Origin of the sequence: Polaribacter gochangensis, from assembly GCF_046224025.1 — a bacterium.
GTDB lineage: Bacteria > Bacteroidota > Bacteroidia > Flavobacteriales > Flavobacteriaceae > Polaribacter > Polaribacter gochangensis.
In genome coordinates this window covers 568,895-582,600 of sequence record NZ_JBJXRF010000002.1, presented here as the reverse complement: position 1 = coordinate 582,600, position 13,706 = coordinate 568,895, and the positions used below count along the sequence as shown (strand labels likewise).

At 31.9% G+C, this 13,706-nt stretch carries 11 protein-coding genes; 8 read left to right on the top strand and 3 right to left on the bottom strand.

What is annotated here, in order from left to right; genetic code table 11:
- Window positions 1-56: 56 nt before the first annotated feature.
- Window positions 57-1,127, bottom strand: coding sequence for a DUF3810 domain-containing protein (locus ACEWL1_RS07945; protein WP_409232764.1), 1,071 nt, complete (start codon window positions 1,125-1,127; stop codon window positions 57-59).
- A 337-nt stretch (window positions 1,128-1,464) separates the two neighbouring features.
- Here ACEWL1_RS07945 and dnaB point away from each other — a divergent pair, with 337 nt between their 5' ends.
- Both dnaB and ACEWL1_RS07935 read left to right on the top strand, forming a co-directional pair.
- On the top strand, window positions 1,465-2,985 hold the full coding sequence (gene dnaB / locus ACEWL1_RS07940; protein ID WP_409232763.1) for a replicative DNA helicase: 1,521 nt from the start codon (window positions 1,465-1,467) through the stop codon (window positions 2,983-2,985).
- Window positions 2,986-3,321: 336 nt separating this feature from the next.
- Complete coding sequence (locus tag ACEWL1_RS07935; RefSeq protein ID WP_409233041.1) at window positions 3,322-4,506, top strand: asparagine synthetase B; 1,185 nt, start codon at window positions 3,322-3,324, stop codon at window positions 4,504-4,506.
- Between the two features lie 22 nt (window positions 4,507-4,528).
- Here the strand turns inward: ACEWL1_RS07935 and ACEWL1_RS07930 are convergent, their stop codons facing one another.
- On the bottom strand, window positions 4,529-6,226 hold the full coding sequence (locus ACEWL1_RS07930) for a helix-turn-helix domain-containing protein (protein WP_409232762.1): 1,698 nt from the start codon (window positions 6,224-6,226) through the stop codon (window positions 4,529-4,531).
- A gap of 341 nt (window positions 6,227-6,567) precedes the next feature.
- On the opposite strand from ACEWL1_RS07930, the gene ACEWL1_RS07925 reads away from it, so the two are divergent.
- Together ACEWL1_RS07925 and bshA are read left to right on the top strand one after the other, a co-directional pair.
- A complete protein-coding gene (locus ACEWL1_RS07925) occupies window positions 6,568-7,416 on the top strand; it encodes a transketolase (protein ID WP_409232761.1) in 849 nt (282 codons plus the stop codon).
- A gap of 148 nt (window positions 7,417-7,564) precedes the next feature.
- The gene (bshA, locus tag ACEWL1_RS07920; RefSeq protein ID WP_409232760.1) at window positions 7,565-8,698 is read left to right on the top strand and encodes an N-acetyl-alpha-D-glucosaminyl L-malate synthase BshA; all 1,134 of its coding nucleotides are present in this window, start codon (window positions 7,565-7,567) and stop codon (window positions 8,696-8,698) included.
- 51 nt (window positions 8,699-8,749) lie between these two features.
- Here the strand turns inward: bshA and aroB are convergent, their stop codons facing one another.
- Entirely contained in the window at window positions 8,750-9,808 is a 1,059-nt protein-coding gene (gene aroB / locus ACEWL1_RS07915; protein ID WP_409232759.1) for a 3-dehydroquinate synthase, read from the bottom strand.
- A 94-nt stretch (window positions 9,809-9,902) separates the two neighbouring features.
- On the opposite strand from aroB, the gene ACEWL1_RS07910 reads away from it, so the two are divergent.
- The 4 genes from ACEWL1_RS07910 to ACEWL1_RS07895 all read left to right on the top strand — a co-directional run bounded on the left by ACEWL1_RS07910 (window position 9,903) and on the right by ACEWL1_RS07895 (window position 13,684).
- Window positions 9,903-11,063: a proline dehydrogenase family protein gene (locus ACEWL1_RS07910; protein WP_409232758.1), complete on the top strand. Its 1,161-nt coding sequence runs from the start codon at window positions 9,903-9,905 to the stop codon at window positions 11,061-11,063.
- Window positions 11,063-11,368, top strand: a complete 306-nt coding sequence (locus ACEWL1_RS07905) for an LETM1 domain-containing protein (protein WP_409232757.1) — start codon at window positions 11,063-11,065, stop codon at window positions 11,366-11,368. Before ACEWL1_RS07910 ends, ACEWL1_RS07905 begins: the two co-directional genes overlap by 1 nt.
- Window positions 11,369-11,445: 77 nt before the next feature.
- Window positions 11,446-13,218, top strand: a complete 1,773-nt coding sequence (gene typA / locus ACEWL1_RS07900) for a translational GTPase TypA (protein ID WP_409232756.1) — start codon at window positions 11,446-11,448, stop codon at window positions 13,216-13,218.
- 88 nt (window positions 13,219-13,306) lie between these two features.
- Complete coding sequence (locus ACEWL1_RS07895) at window positions 13,307-13,684, top strand: hypothetical protein (protein ID WP_409232755.1); 378 nt, start codon at window positions 13,307-13,309, stop codon at window positions 13,682-13,684.
- The last annotated feature ends 22 nt before the right edge of the window (window positions 13,685-13,706 follow it).

The window sequence follows — 13,706 nt, the reverse complement described above, 5'->3', positions numbered from 1 at the left end:
GAAAATTGTTAAGTTGTAATTAAAAGCACTTTAACAAAATTTTAAGACTATCAACCTTATTTTGATTGGTTAGCATAACTGATAATTAAATCGACCACATAATTGTAAGATTGTATTCCGTTAGCTTGATTATTGGCCTTTAAATATGAGTTATAGCCTTTCTTAATCAATGGTTCAATCGGATTTTGATATTCATCCCAAAACGCTGAACTTTCTTTAAAATCAATTAAAACCCCTTTGTTTACAGAATTTATCAATGTGTTAAAAAGTTCTTTATCACGTTTTCTAACTTCTGAAATTAAATAGCTGAACGCCATTCTGTAAGCTGCGTATTTAAAATACACATCCTCATTAGATAAGGCTGCTAAATACCCCACAAAATTGGCTTCGTTTTCTGCTGCAATTCCCAATTGATGTGCCATTTCGTGACAAACCGTTGTTGGATAACCGGTTAATGGAATTCGATCATTTACTTGCGCTTCTCCTGTAAACGGATTAAAATATCCAGAGGTTCCGTTATAGGTTTGCAATAAGCTCATCAACGAACTTTTAATAGATGCATATTGATATTCAAATTGCGGAAAAGTATTCGCTAAATTAGCATATCCAGAAAGCGCTTTTTGATACATTTCTTTTTGAGAATATGGATTTACAACTTTTACAGAATCGTTTTTTGTGATTAAAAACTGCGTATCGTTTAAGTGCTGAATGATGTTTTTAGAAACTTCGGTTAACTGCTCGGTTGTGTATGTTGTTTGATGATACCCTAAGCTTTTTGCCAACGGTTCTCTAAAATAATTGAATCCCCAAAACCAATAAAAACAAGAATATAAAATTGAAATAAAAGCAATTGCTTGGAACGATTTTTGCTTTATATTTTTAAATTTATCTTTAAATAAGCGATAGATAAATCGGAAGGAAACAAAAACTAAAAAACCAATCACCAAATCACCAAAGGAAAAAGGAATCCAACCAAAAAGAATTCGAAAGAAGGTACTCGTAAAAAGATAAATTCCGTTTGAATAGTAATGTTCAACAAAACTTGGATAGTGGCGAATCAATTGTACAAATACAATTTGAAACACAAGTAAATAAGAAAGATAAACGGTTAACTTTTTGTTTTTCATCGTTTCAAAAATAGGCCTTTTGGATTGATTCTAAAAGTTAAAGAATTGCAAAGAAAGAACAAAAGTACAGAGTTGTAAAGTCTCAAAGTTAATCAGATAAAATAAAAAACGCATTGTCTGTTCGAGCGGAGTCGAGAACTATTTACAACCTCTCGACTCCGCTCGAACAGACAAGTTGAAAAATTGATTACCTTAAATCTTACATTAAAAATAGATAAATAATTGAATCTTGAGGTGTTGTTAACAGGTTAATAACATTTTAGTGAACAAAAAATGTGCATAAAGAAAATGAAATTTCAGTTTAAAAGTATCAACCTAAAAAACTACATTTGTTGTTATGGAGGAAACAAAATCTTTACAGGGTAAAAAGGTAGATAAAGCAAGAATTATTAGCTTAGAAAAAGGGAAAATACCACCACAAGCATTGGATTTAGAAATTGCAGTGTTGGGTGCAATGATGATTGATAAAAAAGGAATTGACGATGTGATTGATATTTTGCATCCAGATGCTTTTTATGATAAAAAACACCAAGAAATTTACGCTGCAATTTATGCCTTGTTTCAAAATTCTGAACCTACAGATTTATTAACGGTTTCTCAACAACTTAGAAAAGAAGGCAAGTTAGAGTTGGTTGGTGGCGATTTCTACCTCATCAATTTAACACAAAAAGTTGCTTCTTCTGCACATATCGAATACCACGCTCGTATCATTTTACAAAAATACATTCAGCGTAAATTAATTTCTATTTCGAGTGATATTATAGAAACAGCCTATGACGAAACAGTTGATGTTTTTGACTTATTAGATTTGGCCGAAGGAAAATTATTTGAAGTTACCCAAGGAAACTTAAAGAAAGGTTCTGAAGACGCTGGAGATTTAGTAAAACAAGCCTTAAAGAAAATTCAAGATATTTCTAATCAAGAAGGAATGAGCGGTTTAGAAACCGGATTTACAAAGTTAGATGCGTTGACATCTGGTTGGCAACCTTCCGATTTAATTATTATTGCTGCGCGTCCTGGTATGGGAAAAACAGCTTTTGTAATTTCTATGGCAAAGAATATGGCGATAGATTTCGGTCATCCTGTTGCATTATTTTCTTTAGAGATGTCTTCTGTACAATTAATTACCCGTATGATTTCTTCTGAAACGGGTTTAACCTCAGAAAAACTACGTAAAGGGAATCTAGAAGCGCACGAATGGGAACAACTAAACGTAAAAGTGAAAAAGTTATCTGATGCACCAATTTTTATTGATGATACACCATCGTTATCTATTTTTGATTTACGTGCAAAAGCAAGACGTTTGGTTTCGCAACACGGCGTAAAAATTATTATAATTGATTATTTACAATTAATGACAGCTGGTGGTTCTGCCGGAAAAGGTGGCGGAAATAGAGAACAAGAAATTTCTACCATTTCTAGAAACTTAAAAGCATTGGCAAAAGAATTGGCAGTTCCGGTAATTGCATTATCACAATTATCACGTGCGGTTGAAACACGTGGTGGTTCTAAAAGACCGTTGCTTTCTGATTTACGTGAATCTGGTGCCATTGAACAAGATGCAGATATTGTATCGTTTATTTTTAGACCAGAATATTATGGGCTAACAGAATGGGACGATGATGATCATACGCCATGTGAAGGACAAGGAGAATTTATCGTGGCAAAACACAGAAATGGTGGATTGGAAAATATCCGTTTAAAGTTTACTGGACATTTGGCAAAATTCTCTGATTTAGAAGAAGGCTTTAGTTCTGAATTCCAATCGAGTATGAATTCTGTTTCTCCAGATCAATTTATCAGCCCAAAAGATGCTTTTGGTATTGAAGATGATGGAGATGGAGATGTACCGTTTTAAAATTGTCATCTCGACCGTAGTGGAGAGATCTCATTAAAAGATTTTTCGGCTTCATTTTATTTCGCTCAAAATACCATTTAGTTTATTAAATAATTCATAAATTATATGTAATACACAATTGCTTCAACGTAATTGTGTATTTTAGTGCTTCGACAATTTGAACATGCCATTATTTGTCATTCCGACCGAAGTGGAGGAACCTCATAAACAGATTTCTCGGCAAGCTCGAAATGACAATTATAATTATTTAAAGTATTCTAATTGAAAAAACTTCTTTCCATACTCGCTTTTTTATTGATTTCCAATTCGCTTTGGGCACAATTCATTTACATTCCAATGAGTGGAGAAAATCAGAAAAATCATTTAAAAGCCTACGGAATTGTTTTTTATTCCTTACAAAACGGTGTCAAAGCAAAATGGTTGTTAAATTATGATGGCGGCGCATTTTTAATAGAAAATAATGAAGCGATTGTCAAAGAATGTAAAATTAGAGGCGTTTCCTATCAAGTAATTTCGGATGCAAAAGCACAACTCATTTTACAAGATATTTCTTCTCCGTCTAAAAATCAAGAAGCAGTTACCTTAGAAAAAGCGCCAAAAATTGCAGTGTATTCTCCGAAAGATAAAATGCCTTGGGACGATGCCGTAACCATGGTGTTAAAATATGCTGAGATTCCGTTTGATGTTATTTACGATGAAGAAGTGTTGAATGACAAGCTATTGTTGTACGAATGGTTGCATTTGCATCACGAAGATTTTACAGGACAATACGGACGATTTTACGGTTCTTTTAGATCAGAACCTTGGTATATTGAAAGAAAAAAACAAGCTGAAGCCTTGGCAAAGAAATTAGGTTTCGACAAAGTTTCTGAAGAAAAATTAGCAGTTTCAAAAAAGATTAGAGATTATGTTGTTGGCGGCGGATTTATGTTTGCAATGTGTTCTGCAACCGATAGTTTTGACATTGCCTTATCTGCCGAAGGCGTTGATATTGCTGAAACCATGTTTGATGGAGATCCATCAGAACCCAATTATCAATCTAAAATAGATTTTTCAAAAACTTTTGCGTTCGAGAATTATACGCTGGTAAGAAATCCAACAACGTATGAGTTTTCATCCATAGATATGACACGAAAACGTAGAATTCCAAAAACATCAGATTATTTTTATCTACAAGAATATTCTGCAAAATGGGATCCCGTTCCGACGATGTTAACGCAAAACCACACACAATTGATAAAAGGTTTTATGGGGCAAACGACTTCTTTTGATCGAAATACCGTAAAACCAACAGTTTTAGTGATGGGAGAAAATAAAGTAAACAGAGAAGCACGTTATATTCACGGTACCAAAGGAAAAGGAATGTTTACGTTTTATGGCGGACACGATCCTGAAGATTATCAACACAGAGTAGGAGATCCTAAAACGGAATTGGATTTACATAGAACTTCACCAGGTTATAGATTAATCTTAAACAATGTGTTGTTTCCTTCAGCAAAGAAAAAGAAGCAGAAAACATAGGCAAACTCATTTGTAACGAAAACTATTTTTTATCTAGTTCTTTTATAAAGTATGAAGGTTTAATTTTTGTGTTTTTGTAAAAAGCTTTTGAGAAAGACTCAGGAGTATTAAAACCAACTTCATTTGCAATGGCTTTGATACTATATTTTCGAAATCGAGCATCAGTTTTTAACTTTTCAATAGTAAAATTGATACGCAATCGATTCAAGTAATTATTAAAAGATTGTTCTTTTTGTTGATTGATAAATTGCGATAAGTATTTAGAATTGGTTTCGAAAGTCTTAGCTAAACTATGCAGAGTGATTTCTGAAGAAAGAAATTTTTGCTGCTTCTCAAATTCATCTAAATGTGTTGAAATACTTTGAAATATGGCTTTAGAGAAGAGTTGTTCATTCTTTGGAATCTCCTTTTGGAGTGTCTCAGAACCTAATGTAGGTGAATTGATCAACTGTTGAAAACGCATTTTATAGAGTTTTCTTTTTTTGATTTGTTGGATTAAAATGAGTAGTAAAATCAATGTCATAGAAGCAATACCAAGGATCCATTTTTTTGTTGAAGATAAACGTCCTTTTAAACGATTCTCAATATGTTTTCTTTCTTCAAGTAGATTTGGAATGTCGTAATTGTAAGTTAGGTTTCGTGCAACATTTTTTGCTCTGGCATTTAAGACACTATCCACTTCAATGTATTTGTTGATGTATTCTAGCTGTTTTTTATCATTATTCTTTTCTTTATAATAAGAAATTAAAAACTTATAGGCTGGTTTTTGACTTTTATAATAATTCTTGTTAGTAAAAAACAAAGAATCAACTTTTAAATAAAATTTTAACGCGTTGCTGTTGTCTTTAAGTTTGTTATAAGAATTTCCTAATAAACTATAAGAGTTAGAAAGCATAGAATAATTTTCGTCTTGCTTTATAAACTTTAAAGATTTGTTTAAAAAAATAATAGCTAAAGTAGGTTCGTTCATTTTGTACATAATAAAACCGTTATTGTTATTTGCGTAACCTTTAATTATTTGGTCTTTGTACTTATTGGCAAGTAAAAAAGTTTTGTTGTTATAATAAAGTGAAGAATCATATAGTTTTAAAGAGTTAAAAGCGCTCGTCAAACTTAATAAAATTGAACTATAGTTGTTTCGATTAACAAACTTAATCTCTTTTTCTTTATAAATTCTTAATGAATTTTTATATAGTTTAATTGCTTCAACATAATTTTTATTATAGTGTTTCATCATGCCCAATCTATAAATAGAAATAGCTTTTAAACTATCATTTTTATTTGCTTCAATAGATTTTTGCATAAGCAAATATTTTATCAATGCAGCCTCTATATTTCCTTTATGAAAATAAAAATCTCCTAACTCTAAGTATGAAATTGCTGGATATAACTTGTTATTGCTGTTTTTTGTTTTTTTTATAATATTGTTCCAATAATTAAAAAGATAAGTTGAATCCTTAGTTATATCACTTAAATAATAGTTTCCATATCCTAGTTTTATTGTGTCATTTTTTAGTTTGGCTTTTTCTATATAATACTTTGCATAGAAGACAGCTTTTAATGAATCCTGTTTGGTTCCATAAAATTTTTCTGTTAATTCACTAAATGTATAAGACCTTAAAGAATCCTTTTCCGTTTTTATTTGAGAAGTAACAGTATCTATATTGATCAAATAGAGTATTAGTAAGCAGATAAAGAAAATTGGAGGGTTCTTTTTCATGGATTTTTTATGTAAAAATAAAAAGATATTTTAATAGTCTTCTAATAAGGAGACGGATTTTCCCAAATTCTAAGGTAAAACAGCACGACATTCATGAAAACAGCCTACTGTTTATTGTGTACTTAGGATAACTTTTTTAATTTGCTAATAATTAGAAAGGGTTCATAATTCAATAAACACTCCTTTAAGGGAAAACTTGCTACATGAAAAAGAGAAAGTGTGAATTGTGCCCTTTTTTATTTCTCATCTATAGAAGACTTGATTGTGAATAAAAAACTTAATAATGCCATTGCCAAATCGTATTTAAAAAAGTACTTTTGTATGCAACAAACAAAACACACATGTCTACAACAGTACAACGCTTAGAAATTTTTACACAACAAGTTAGAAGAGATATTTTACGCATGGTTCATGCCGTAAATTCAGGTCATCCAGGAGGTTCTTTAGGATGTGCAGAATTTATTACTTGCTTATATCAAGAAGTAATGGATTATTCTACTGATTTTAAAATGGACGGAATTAATGAAGATCTGTTCTTTTTATCAAACGGACATATTTCTCCAGTTTTTTACAGCGTTTTGGCGCACACAGGATTCTTTAAAGTAGAAGAATTAGCTACTTTTAGAAAATTAAATTCGCGTTTACAAGGACATCCAACAACACACGAAGGTTTAGAAGGAATTAGAATTGCTTCTGGTTCTTTAGGACAAGGTATGAGTGTTGGTATTGGAGCTGCAGAAGCAAAGAAATTAAACAACGATTCGCATTTAGTGTATACCTTACATGGTGATGGAGAATTGCAAGAAGGACAAATTTGGGAATCTGCAATGTATGCTTCAGGAAAGAAAGTTGACAATTTAATTGCTACGGTAGATTTAAACGGAAAGCAAATTGATGGAGCAACAGATGATGTATTGCCAATGGGAAGTATCAAAGCAAAATTTGAAGCTTTTGGTTGGGATGTTTTAGAAATTAAAAAAGGAAACGACATTGCATCAATCTTAGCAGGGTTAGCAGAAGCAAAATCGAGAACAGGCAACCAAAAACCAGTGTGTATTTTATTATATACAGAAATGGGGAACGGTGTTGACTTTATGATGGGAACTCATGCTTGGCACGGAAAAGCTCCAAATGATGAGCAATTAGAAAATGCGTTGGCTCAGAATCCAGAAACATTAGGAGATTATTAGTAGTATTCAAAAATTCAAAAATTGAATGATTTAATTTTTATGTTTTTATTTAGGATTAAAATGTAAGAATAGTTTTACCTTTACAACTAAGAAGTTGAAGTTTTTGTAGCTTTAATTTTTTAAATCATTTAATCTTTCAATTATTAATATGAAAATAGGTATTGTTTGTTATCCAACTTTTGGAGGAAGTGGAGTGGTTGCAACAGAATTAGGAATGGCATTGGCAGATAATGGACATGAAGTTCATTTTATAACTTATAATTTACCCGTTAGATTAGATTTTATTTCTCACAATTTACATTTTCACGAAGTAGTAATTGAGGAATATCCATTGTTTCAATACCAACCTTATGAGTTAGCTTTGTCATCAAAAATGGTAGAAGTTGTAGAGAAACATCAATTGGAAGTATTACATGTTCATTACGCAATTCCACATGCCTACGCTGCTTATATGGCAAAACAGATGTTAAAAGAAAAAGGGATCGACATCAAAGTGGTAACTACTTTACACGGAACGGATATTACATTGGTTGGTAGTCACCCAACCTATAAAACCGCAGTAGAATTTAGCATCAATAATTCGGATGTTGTAACTACGGTTTCTAAGAGTTTAAAAGAAGATACATTACGACTCTTTAAGATTAAAAAAGACATTCATGTTATCCATAACTTTATAGATACGGATAAATATGACAAAGCACATGAACAAGAATGTCAGCGAATTGCATTGGCAAAACCAAACGAACGGATATTTACCCATGTTAGTAATTTTAGACCCGTAAAAAGAATTGAAGATGTTATCAAAACTTTTGAAATTGTGCACAGAACAGTTCCGTCTAAATTGTTAATGGTAGGTGATGGACCAGAAAGAAGAGCTGCCGAGTTATTGGTAAAAAGATTAGGCATTAAAAAAGATGTATTGTTCTTAGGAAACAGTTCTGAAGTTGCAGAAATATTATGCTATACAGATGTGTTTTTGTTGCCTTCTAAAACAGAAAGTTTTGGATTGGCCGCTTTAGAAGCAATGGCAGCTGGTACAGCTGTTGTTTCTGCAAATTCTGGAGGTTTACCAGAAGTAAATGTACATGGAGTTACTGGTTATTTAAGCGATGTTGGAGATGTGGAAGACATGGCAAAAAATGTCTTAAAAATTGTAAAAGACGATGCTACTTTATTGCAATTTATACAAAACGCAAAAGAACATACCAAGAAGTTTTCTATCAAGAATATCTTACCAGTGTATGAGGAAATTTATGAATCGCTTAGAGTAAAAGTGAGTTAAGAGTTACGTGCATGTATCATTCTTCTGAATTGTATCAAAATGCATAATGTGTTAAGAATTGTAAAACTCTATACTTCTAATAATTAGTTCTGTAGCAACTTTACAATCTATTTTTGTGTGTTCTAAATCCGTTAATAATACAAAATTAACTTGTCCGCCAACATTCTTTTTATCGTGTTTAAGATATTCTAGAATTCCGTTAAAATCTTCTTCAAAAATTTCAGTTTTTCCGTAAATATTTACAATAACTTGTTTGATGTTTTCTACTTCGTTTTTAGGAAACCCAAGTAATTCTGAAGAAATAAAAGATTCAGCAACCATTCCAATGGCAATTGCTTCTCCGTGTGTTAAATTTTCTTTCTTTTCAGATTCTAAAAAATACGATTCTATGGCGTGACCAATGGTATGACCAAAATTTAAAATTTTACGTAAGTTTTGTTCTTTTGGATCTTCTAAAACAACTTCGTTTTTAATTGCTATAGAACGATGAATTAACTCCGTGATATCTAAGTTTTCTGAATCTTTAATTGTATTGTACAAACTAACATCGTAGGTCAATCCGTACTTGATGATTTCTGCTGTTCCAGATCTAATCTCTCTGGCAGAAACGGTTTCTAAATAGTTTGTATCTACAAGTACCATTTCTGGATTTGCAAACAAACCAATCTGATTTTTCAACACGCCCAAATCAACGCCCGTTTTTCCCCCTACAGAAGCATCAACCATACTTAATAAAGTTGTCGGAATATTTACAAAATCGATTCCGCGTTTAAAAGTTGCAGCTACAAAACCTCCTAAATCGGTAATCACTCCGCCACCTAAGGTAATCAGTAAACTTTTACGATCAGCATTTAATTCGGTCAACACATTCCAAACTCCAGTACACGTTTCTAAGTTTTTATGAATTTCTCCAGATTCAATTTCTATGAGTTCAATCGGGGAATTTGTAACTAAATTTGGAATAAATTTTCCATAACAATATTCGTGTGTATTCTCATCAACCAAAATAAATATAGAAGAATACGAATTAGAAGCTATTAATGTGTTTAATTCTGAATATCCATTTTCCTGAAAATGAACAAAATACGTTGTTGACTTAATTGATTTCATTACTTGCTGATTGTAGTTGCAAATTAAGCAGAAAAAAATGAAATATTTATACATTAAAACTATCTTTGTTAACATAAATTACAACTGTTTATCTATGAAACTTTTTGAAAATACGGAAGTAGCATTTTCTTTAAAATCTGATTCTCAATTAGAACGCGCTTATTTTTTATTTAAAATGATACAGAACCAACCAATGGTTCGAATCGGTACTGCGGTGACAAATTTTGCTTTAAAAGCACATTTGCCTGTAGAAGGTTTAATACGCTCAACTGTTTTCGATCACTTTTGTGGTGGTGTTACAGAAGAAGATTGTATGCCAAACATAGATAATATGTATACCAAGAAAGTGAGTTCTGTTTTAGATTATTCTGTTGAAGGAAAAGAAAGCGAAGAAGAATTTGATAAAACCTTAGATAAAATACTTCGTATACTTGATTTCTGTGAAGAAAAAGAATCAATTCCCTTTGCTGTTTTTAAACCAACCGGATTTGGACGTTTTGCGTTGTATCAAAAAATTACTGAAGGAGAAGCTTTAACTGTTGATGAAAAATCGGAATGGTTGCGTGTTGTAGAACGTTATCACGCAGTTTGTAAAGTTGCAGTAGCAAAAGATGTTCCGTTGTTAATTGATGCCGAAGAAAGTTGGATGCAAGATGCAGCTGATCATTTAATTGAAGAATTGATGGAAATTTACAATACCAAAAAAGCCATCGTTTTTAGTACTTTACAAATGTATCGTCATGATAGACTCGCTTATTTAAAAGAATTGCATCAAAAAGCGCATCAAAAAGGATTTTATATCGGGATGAAAATTGTTCGTGGTGCGTATATGGAAAAAGAACGGGAAAGAGCAGAAGAAAAAGGCTATGAATCTCCAATTTGTGCAGATAAGTTAGCGACGGATGAGAATTACAATGCTGCTATTGTGTATATGATGGAACATCCAAAGATGGCATTGTTTGCAGGAACTCATAACGAAGAAAGTTCTTTTTTATTGATGGATTTAATTAAAAAACACAACATCGAGTTAAATGATAAAGGTGTTTGGTTTGGACAGTTATATGGAATGAGCGATCATATCAGTTTTAATTTAGCAAACGAAGGATATAATGTTGCAAAATATGTTCCTTTTGGTCCCGTTAGAGATGTAATGCCATACTTAATTAGAAGAGCAGAAGAAAATACTTCTGTAGCCGGACAAACAAGTAGAGAGCTCAATTTAATTAAAACAGAGAAAAAACGTAGAAAATTATAGTGAGTACAACCATTCAAGAAATAAAAGTTAATATTTATAAAAATAAAAAACGACTTGCTAAAGAGATTCAGGAAAGCAAAGAGTTACTTTCACTATTAACAAAATCTACGCACAAAAAACTTACTTCAGAAGAAAAAGGAAAGGTAAAAAAACAATTGATAGATATTTGTAAAAGCATTCCGGCTTTGGCTGTTTTTATGCTTCCTGGCGGAGCATTATTATTACCACTTTTAATAAAATTGATTCCAGATATTTTGCCTAGTGCTTTTAGAGAGGATGATTCAATTGATATCGACTTAAAATAATTCAAAAGAATTCAACTTTTAACTTCTTTATATTCAACCAAAAAACACTACTTTTGCACGAAATTTAAGAAGTAAGTATGCAATCAATTAGAAATATCGCTATTATAGCCCACGTCGATCACGGAAAAACAACCTTGGTAGATAAAATTATAGATCAAGCTAAAATCTTAGACGATCGTAAAGAACGTACAGATTTATTATTAGATAATAACGATTTAGAGCGTGAAAGAGGAATTACAATTCTTTCTAAAAACGTATCTGTTAATTATAAAGGTGTAAAAATCAATGTAATTGACACTCCTGGTCACGCCGATTTTGGTGGTGAAGTAGAACGTGTATTAAAAATGGCAGACGGTGTGTTATTATTGGTTGATGCTTTTGAAGGTCCAATGCCACAAACTCGTTTTGTATTAGGTAAAGCATTAGAATTGGGGTTAACTCCAATTGTAGTTGTAAATAAAGTAGACAAAGAAAACTGTACTCCAGATTTAGTTCATGAGAAAGTATTCGATTTAATGTTTGCATTAGAAGCAACAGAAGAGCAATTAGATTTTGTTACTATTTATGGTTCAGCAAAAAATGGTTGGATGAGTACAGATTGGCAACAGCCAAAAGATAATATTATTGATTTATTAGATGCAGTTGTAGAATCTATTCCAGAAACAAAATACAACCCAGGAACACCACAAATGCAAATTACTTCATTAGATTTTTCTTCTTTTACAGGAAGAATTGCTATCGGACGTATTTTCCGTGGAGATTTAGAAGCTGGTAAAGATTACATGTTATGTAAAGCGGATGGCTCTACTAAAAAAGTAAGAATTAAAGAGTTGCACGTATTCGAAGGAATGGGTAAAATTCAAGTAGATAAAGTGCCTTGTGGAGATATTTGTGCAATTACAGGAATTGAAGGATTTGAAATTGGTGATACCATCGCAGATTTAGAAAATCCAGAAGCATTACCAAGAACAGAAATTGATCAGCCTACCATGAGTATGTTGTTTACCATTAACAATTCTCCTTTCTTCGGTAAAGAAGGTAAATATGTGACTTCTCGTCATATACGTGACAGACTGTTCAAAGAATTAGAGAAAAACTTAGCGTTAAAAGTTGAAACGACTGATTCTGAAGACAAGTTTAATGTATTTGGACGTGGAGTTTTACACTTATCAGTTTTGATTGAAACCATGCGTAGAGAAGGATATGAATTACAAGTGGGAAGACCACAAGTAATTATCAAAGAAATTGATGGAAAGAAACACGAGCCAATGGAAACATTGTCTATTGATGTACCTGAAGAAGCTGCTTCTAAAGCAGTAAACTTGGTTTCTTTACGTAAAGGTGACTTATTAATTATGGAACCTAAAGGAGATTTACAACACTTAGAATTTTCTATTCCATCTCGTGGATTGATTGGTTTAAGAAATAAAATTTTAACAGCAACTGCTGGTACAGCAATTATCAACCATAGATTTAGCGAATACGGACCTTATAAAGGTGATTTTACAGAAGATATCAAAGGAGCCATCGTTTCTTCTGCAGCTGGTAAAGCAACTGCATATGCGTTAAACCGTTTACAAGACAGAGGGCGTTTCTTTATTGATGTAAATCAAGAGATTTATGTAGGTCAAGTAATTGGAGAAAATTCGAAGTCAGAAGATATGGCTGTAAACTTAATCAAAGGAAAGCAATTGACTAACATGCGTAAGTCTGGTACTGATGATGCGATGAAAATTGCACCGAAAGTTGATTTTTCTTTAGAAGAAAATATGGAATACATCAAAGCGGATGAGTATTTAGAAGTTACTCCATTAAGTTTACGTATGCGTAAAATAAATTTTAAAGCATAATTTTATACTGAACCTGTTTCAGTATCTCATAAAAAAAACGTCACTTTTTAGTGACGTTTTTTTGGTTTAAACAATTTATCTTTGCAGTATGAGTGATTTTAAAGTTTTTTTTGAAACATTACGCAATAGCGTTATAAATGATGAATTCGTAAAATTAACGTTGAGCAAGCCCATCATAAAAAGTAATGGTTTATTAAATGTGTATTTACGCTTGTTTGAAATTGACGGAAAAGAAGTTTTTCAATTCAAATACCGCTATGCTACTGATAATACGTACAAACAGTTTTCTTTAAAGGAAGCAATTTCTGAATTGGAAATTTTGCTTATGGAATCTTTTAGAGTCGGAACTTTATTTACTTTAAACGAAGATGTATTGGTAACGGTTTCTAAAAAGAAAGTAATTTCTTACAGAGACAATGCACCCAGTTTTAAAAATAAATTACCAGAAATCCCATTAGAATCGTAATAATTCTAGCGATGAGAAAAAG

Coding starts and splice junctions, on each gene's coding strand:
- ACEWL1_RS07930 (WP_409232762.1), bottom strand. CDS start 6,226: ATGAAAAAGAACCCTCCAATTTTCTTTATCTGCTTACTAATACTCTAT.
- aroB (WP_409232759.1), bottom strand. CDS start 9,808: ATGAAATCAATTAAGTCAACAACGTATTTTGTTCATTTTCAGGAAAAT.
- dnaB (WP_409232763.1), top strand. CDS start 1,465: ATGGAGGAAACAAAATCTTTACAGGGTAAAAAGGTAGATAAAGCAAGA.
- ACEWL1_RS07925 (WP_409232761.1), top strand. CDS start 6,568: ATGTCTACAACAGTACAACGCTTAGAAATTTTTACACAACAAGTTAGA.
- typA (WP_409232756.1), top strand. CDS start 11,446: ATGCAATCAATTAGAAATATCGCTATTATAGCCCACGTCGATCACGGA.
- ACEWL1_RS07895 (WP_409232755.1), top strand. CDS start 13,307: ATGAGTGATTTTAAAGTTTTTTTTGAAACATTACGCAATAGCGTTATA.
- ACEWL1_RS07935 (WP_409233041.1), top strand. CDS start 3,322: ATGAGTGGAGAAAATCAGAAAAATCATTTAAAAGCCTACGGAATTGTT.
- bshA (WP_409232760.1), top strand. CDS start 7,565: ATGAAAATAGGTATTGTTTGTTATCCAACTTTTGGAGGAAGTGGAGTG.
- ACEWL1_RS07945 (WP_409232764.1), bottom strand. CDS start 1,127: ATGAAAAACAAAAAGTTAACCGTTTATCTTTCTTATTTACTTGTGTTT.
- ACEWL1_RS07910 (WP_409232758.1), top strand. CDS start 9,903: ATGAAACTTTTTGAAAATACGGAAGTAGCATTTTCTTTAAAATCTGAT.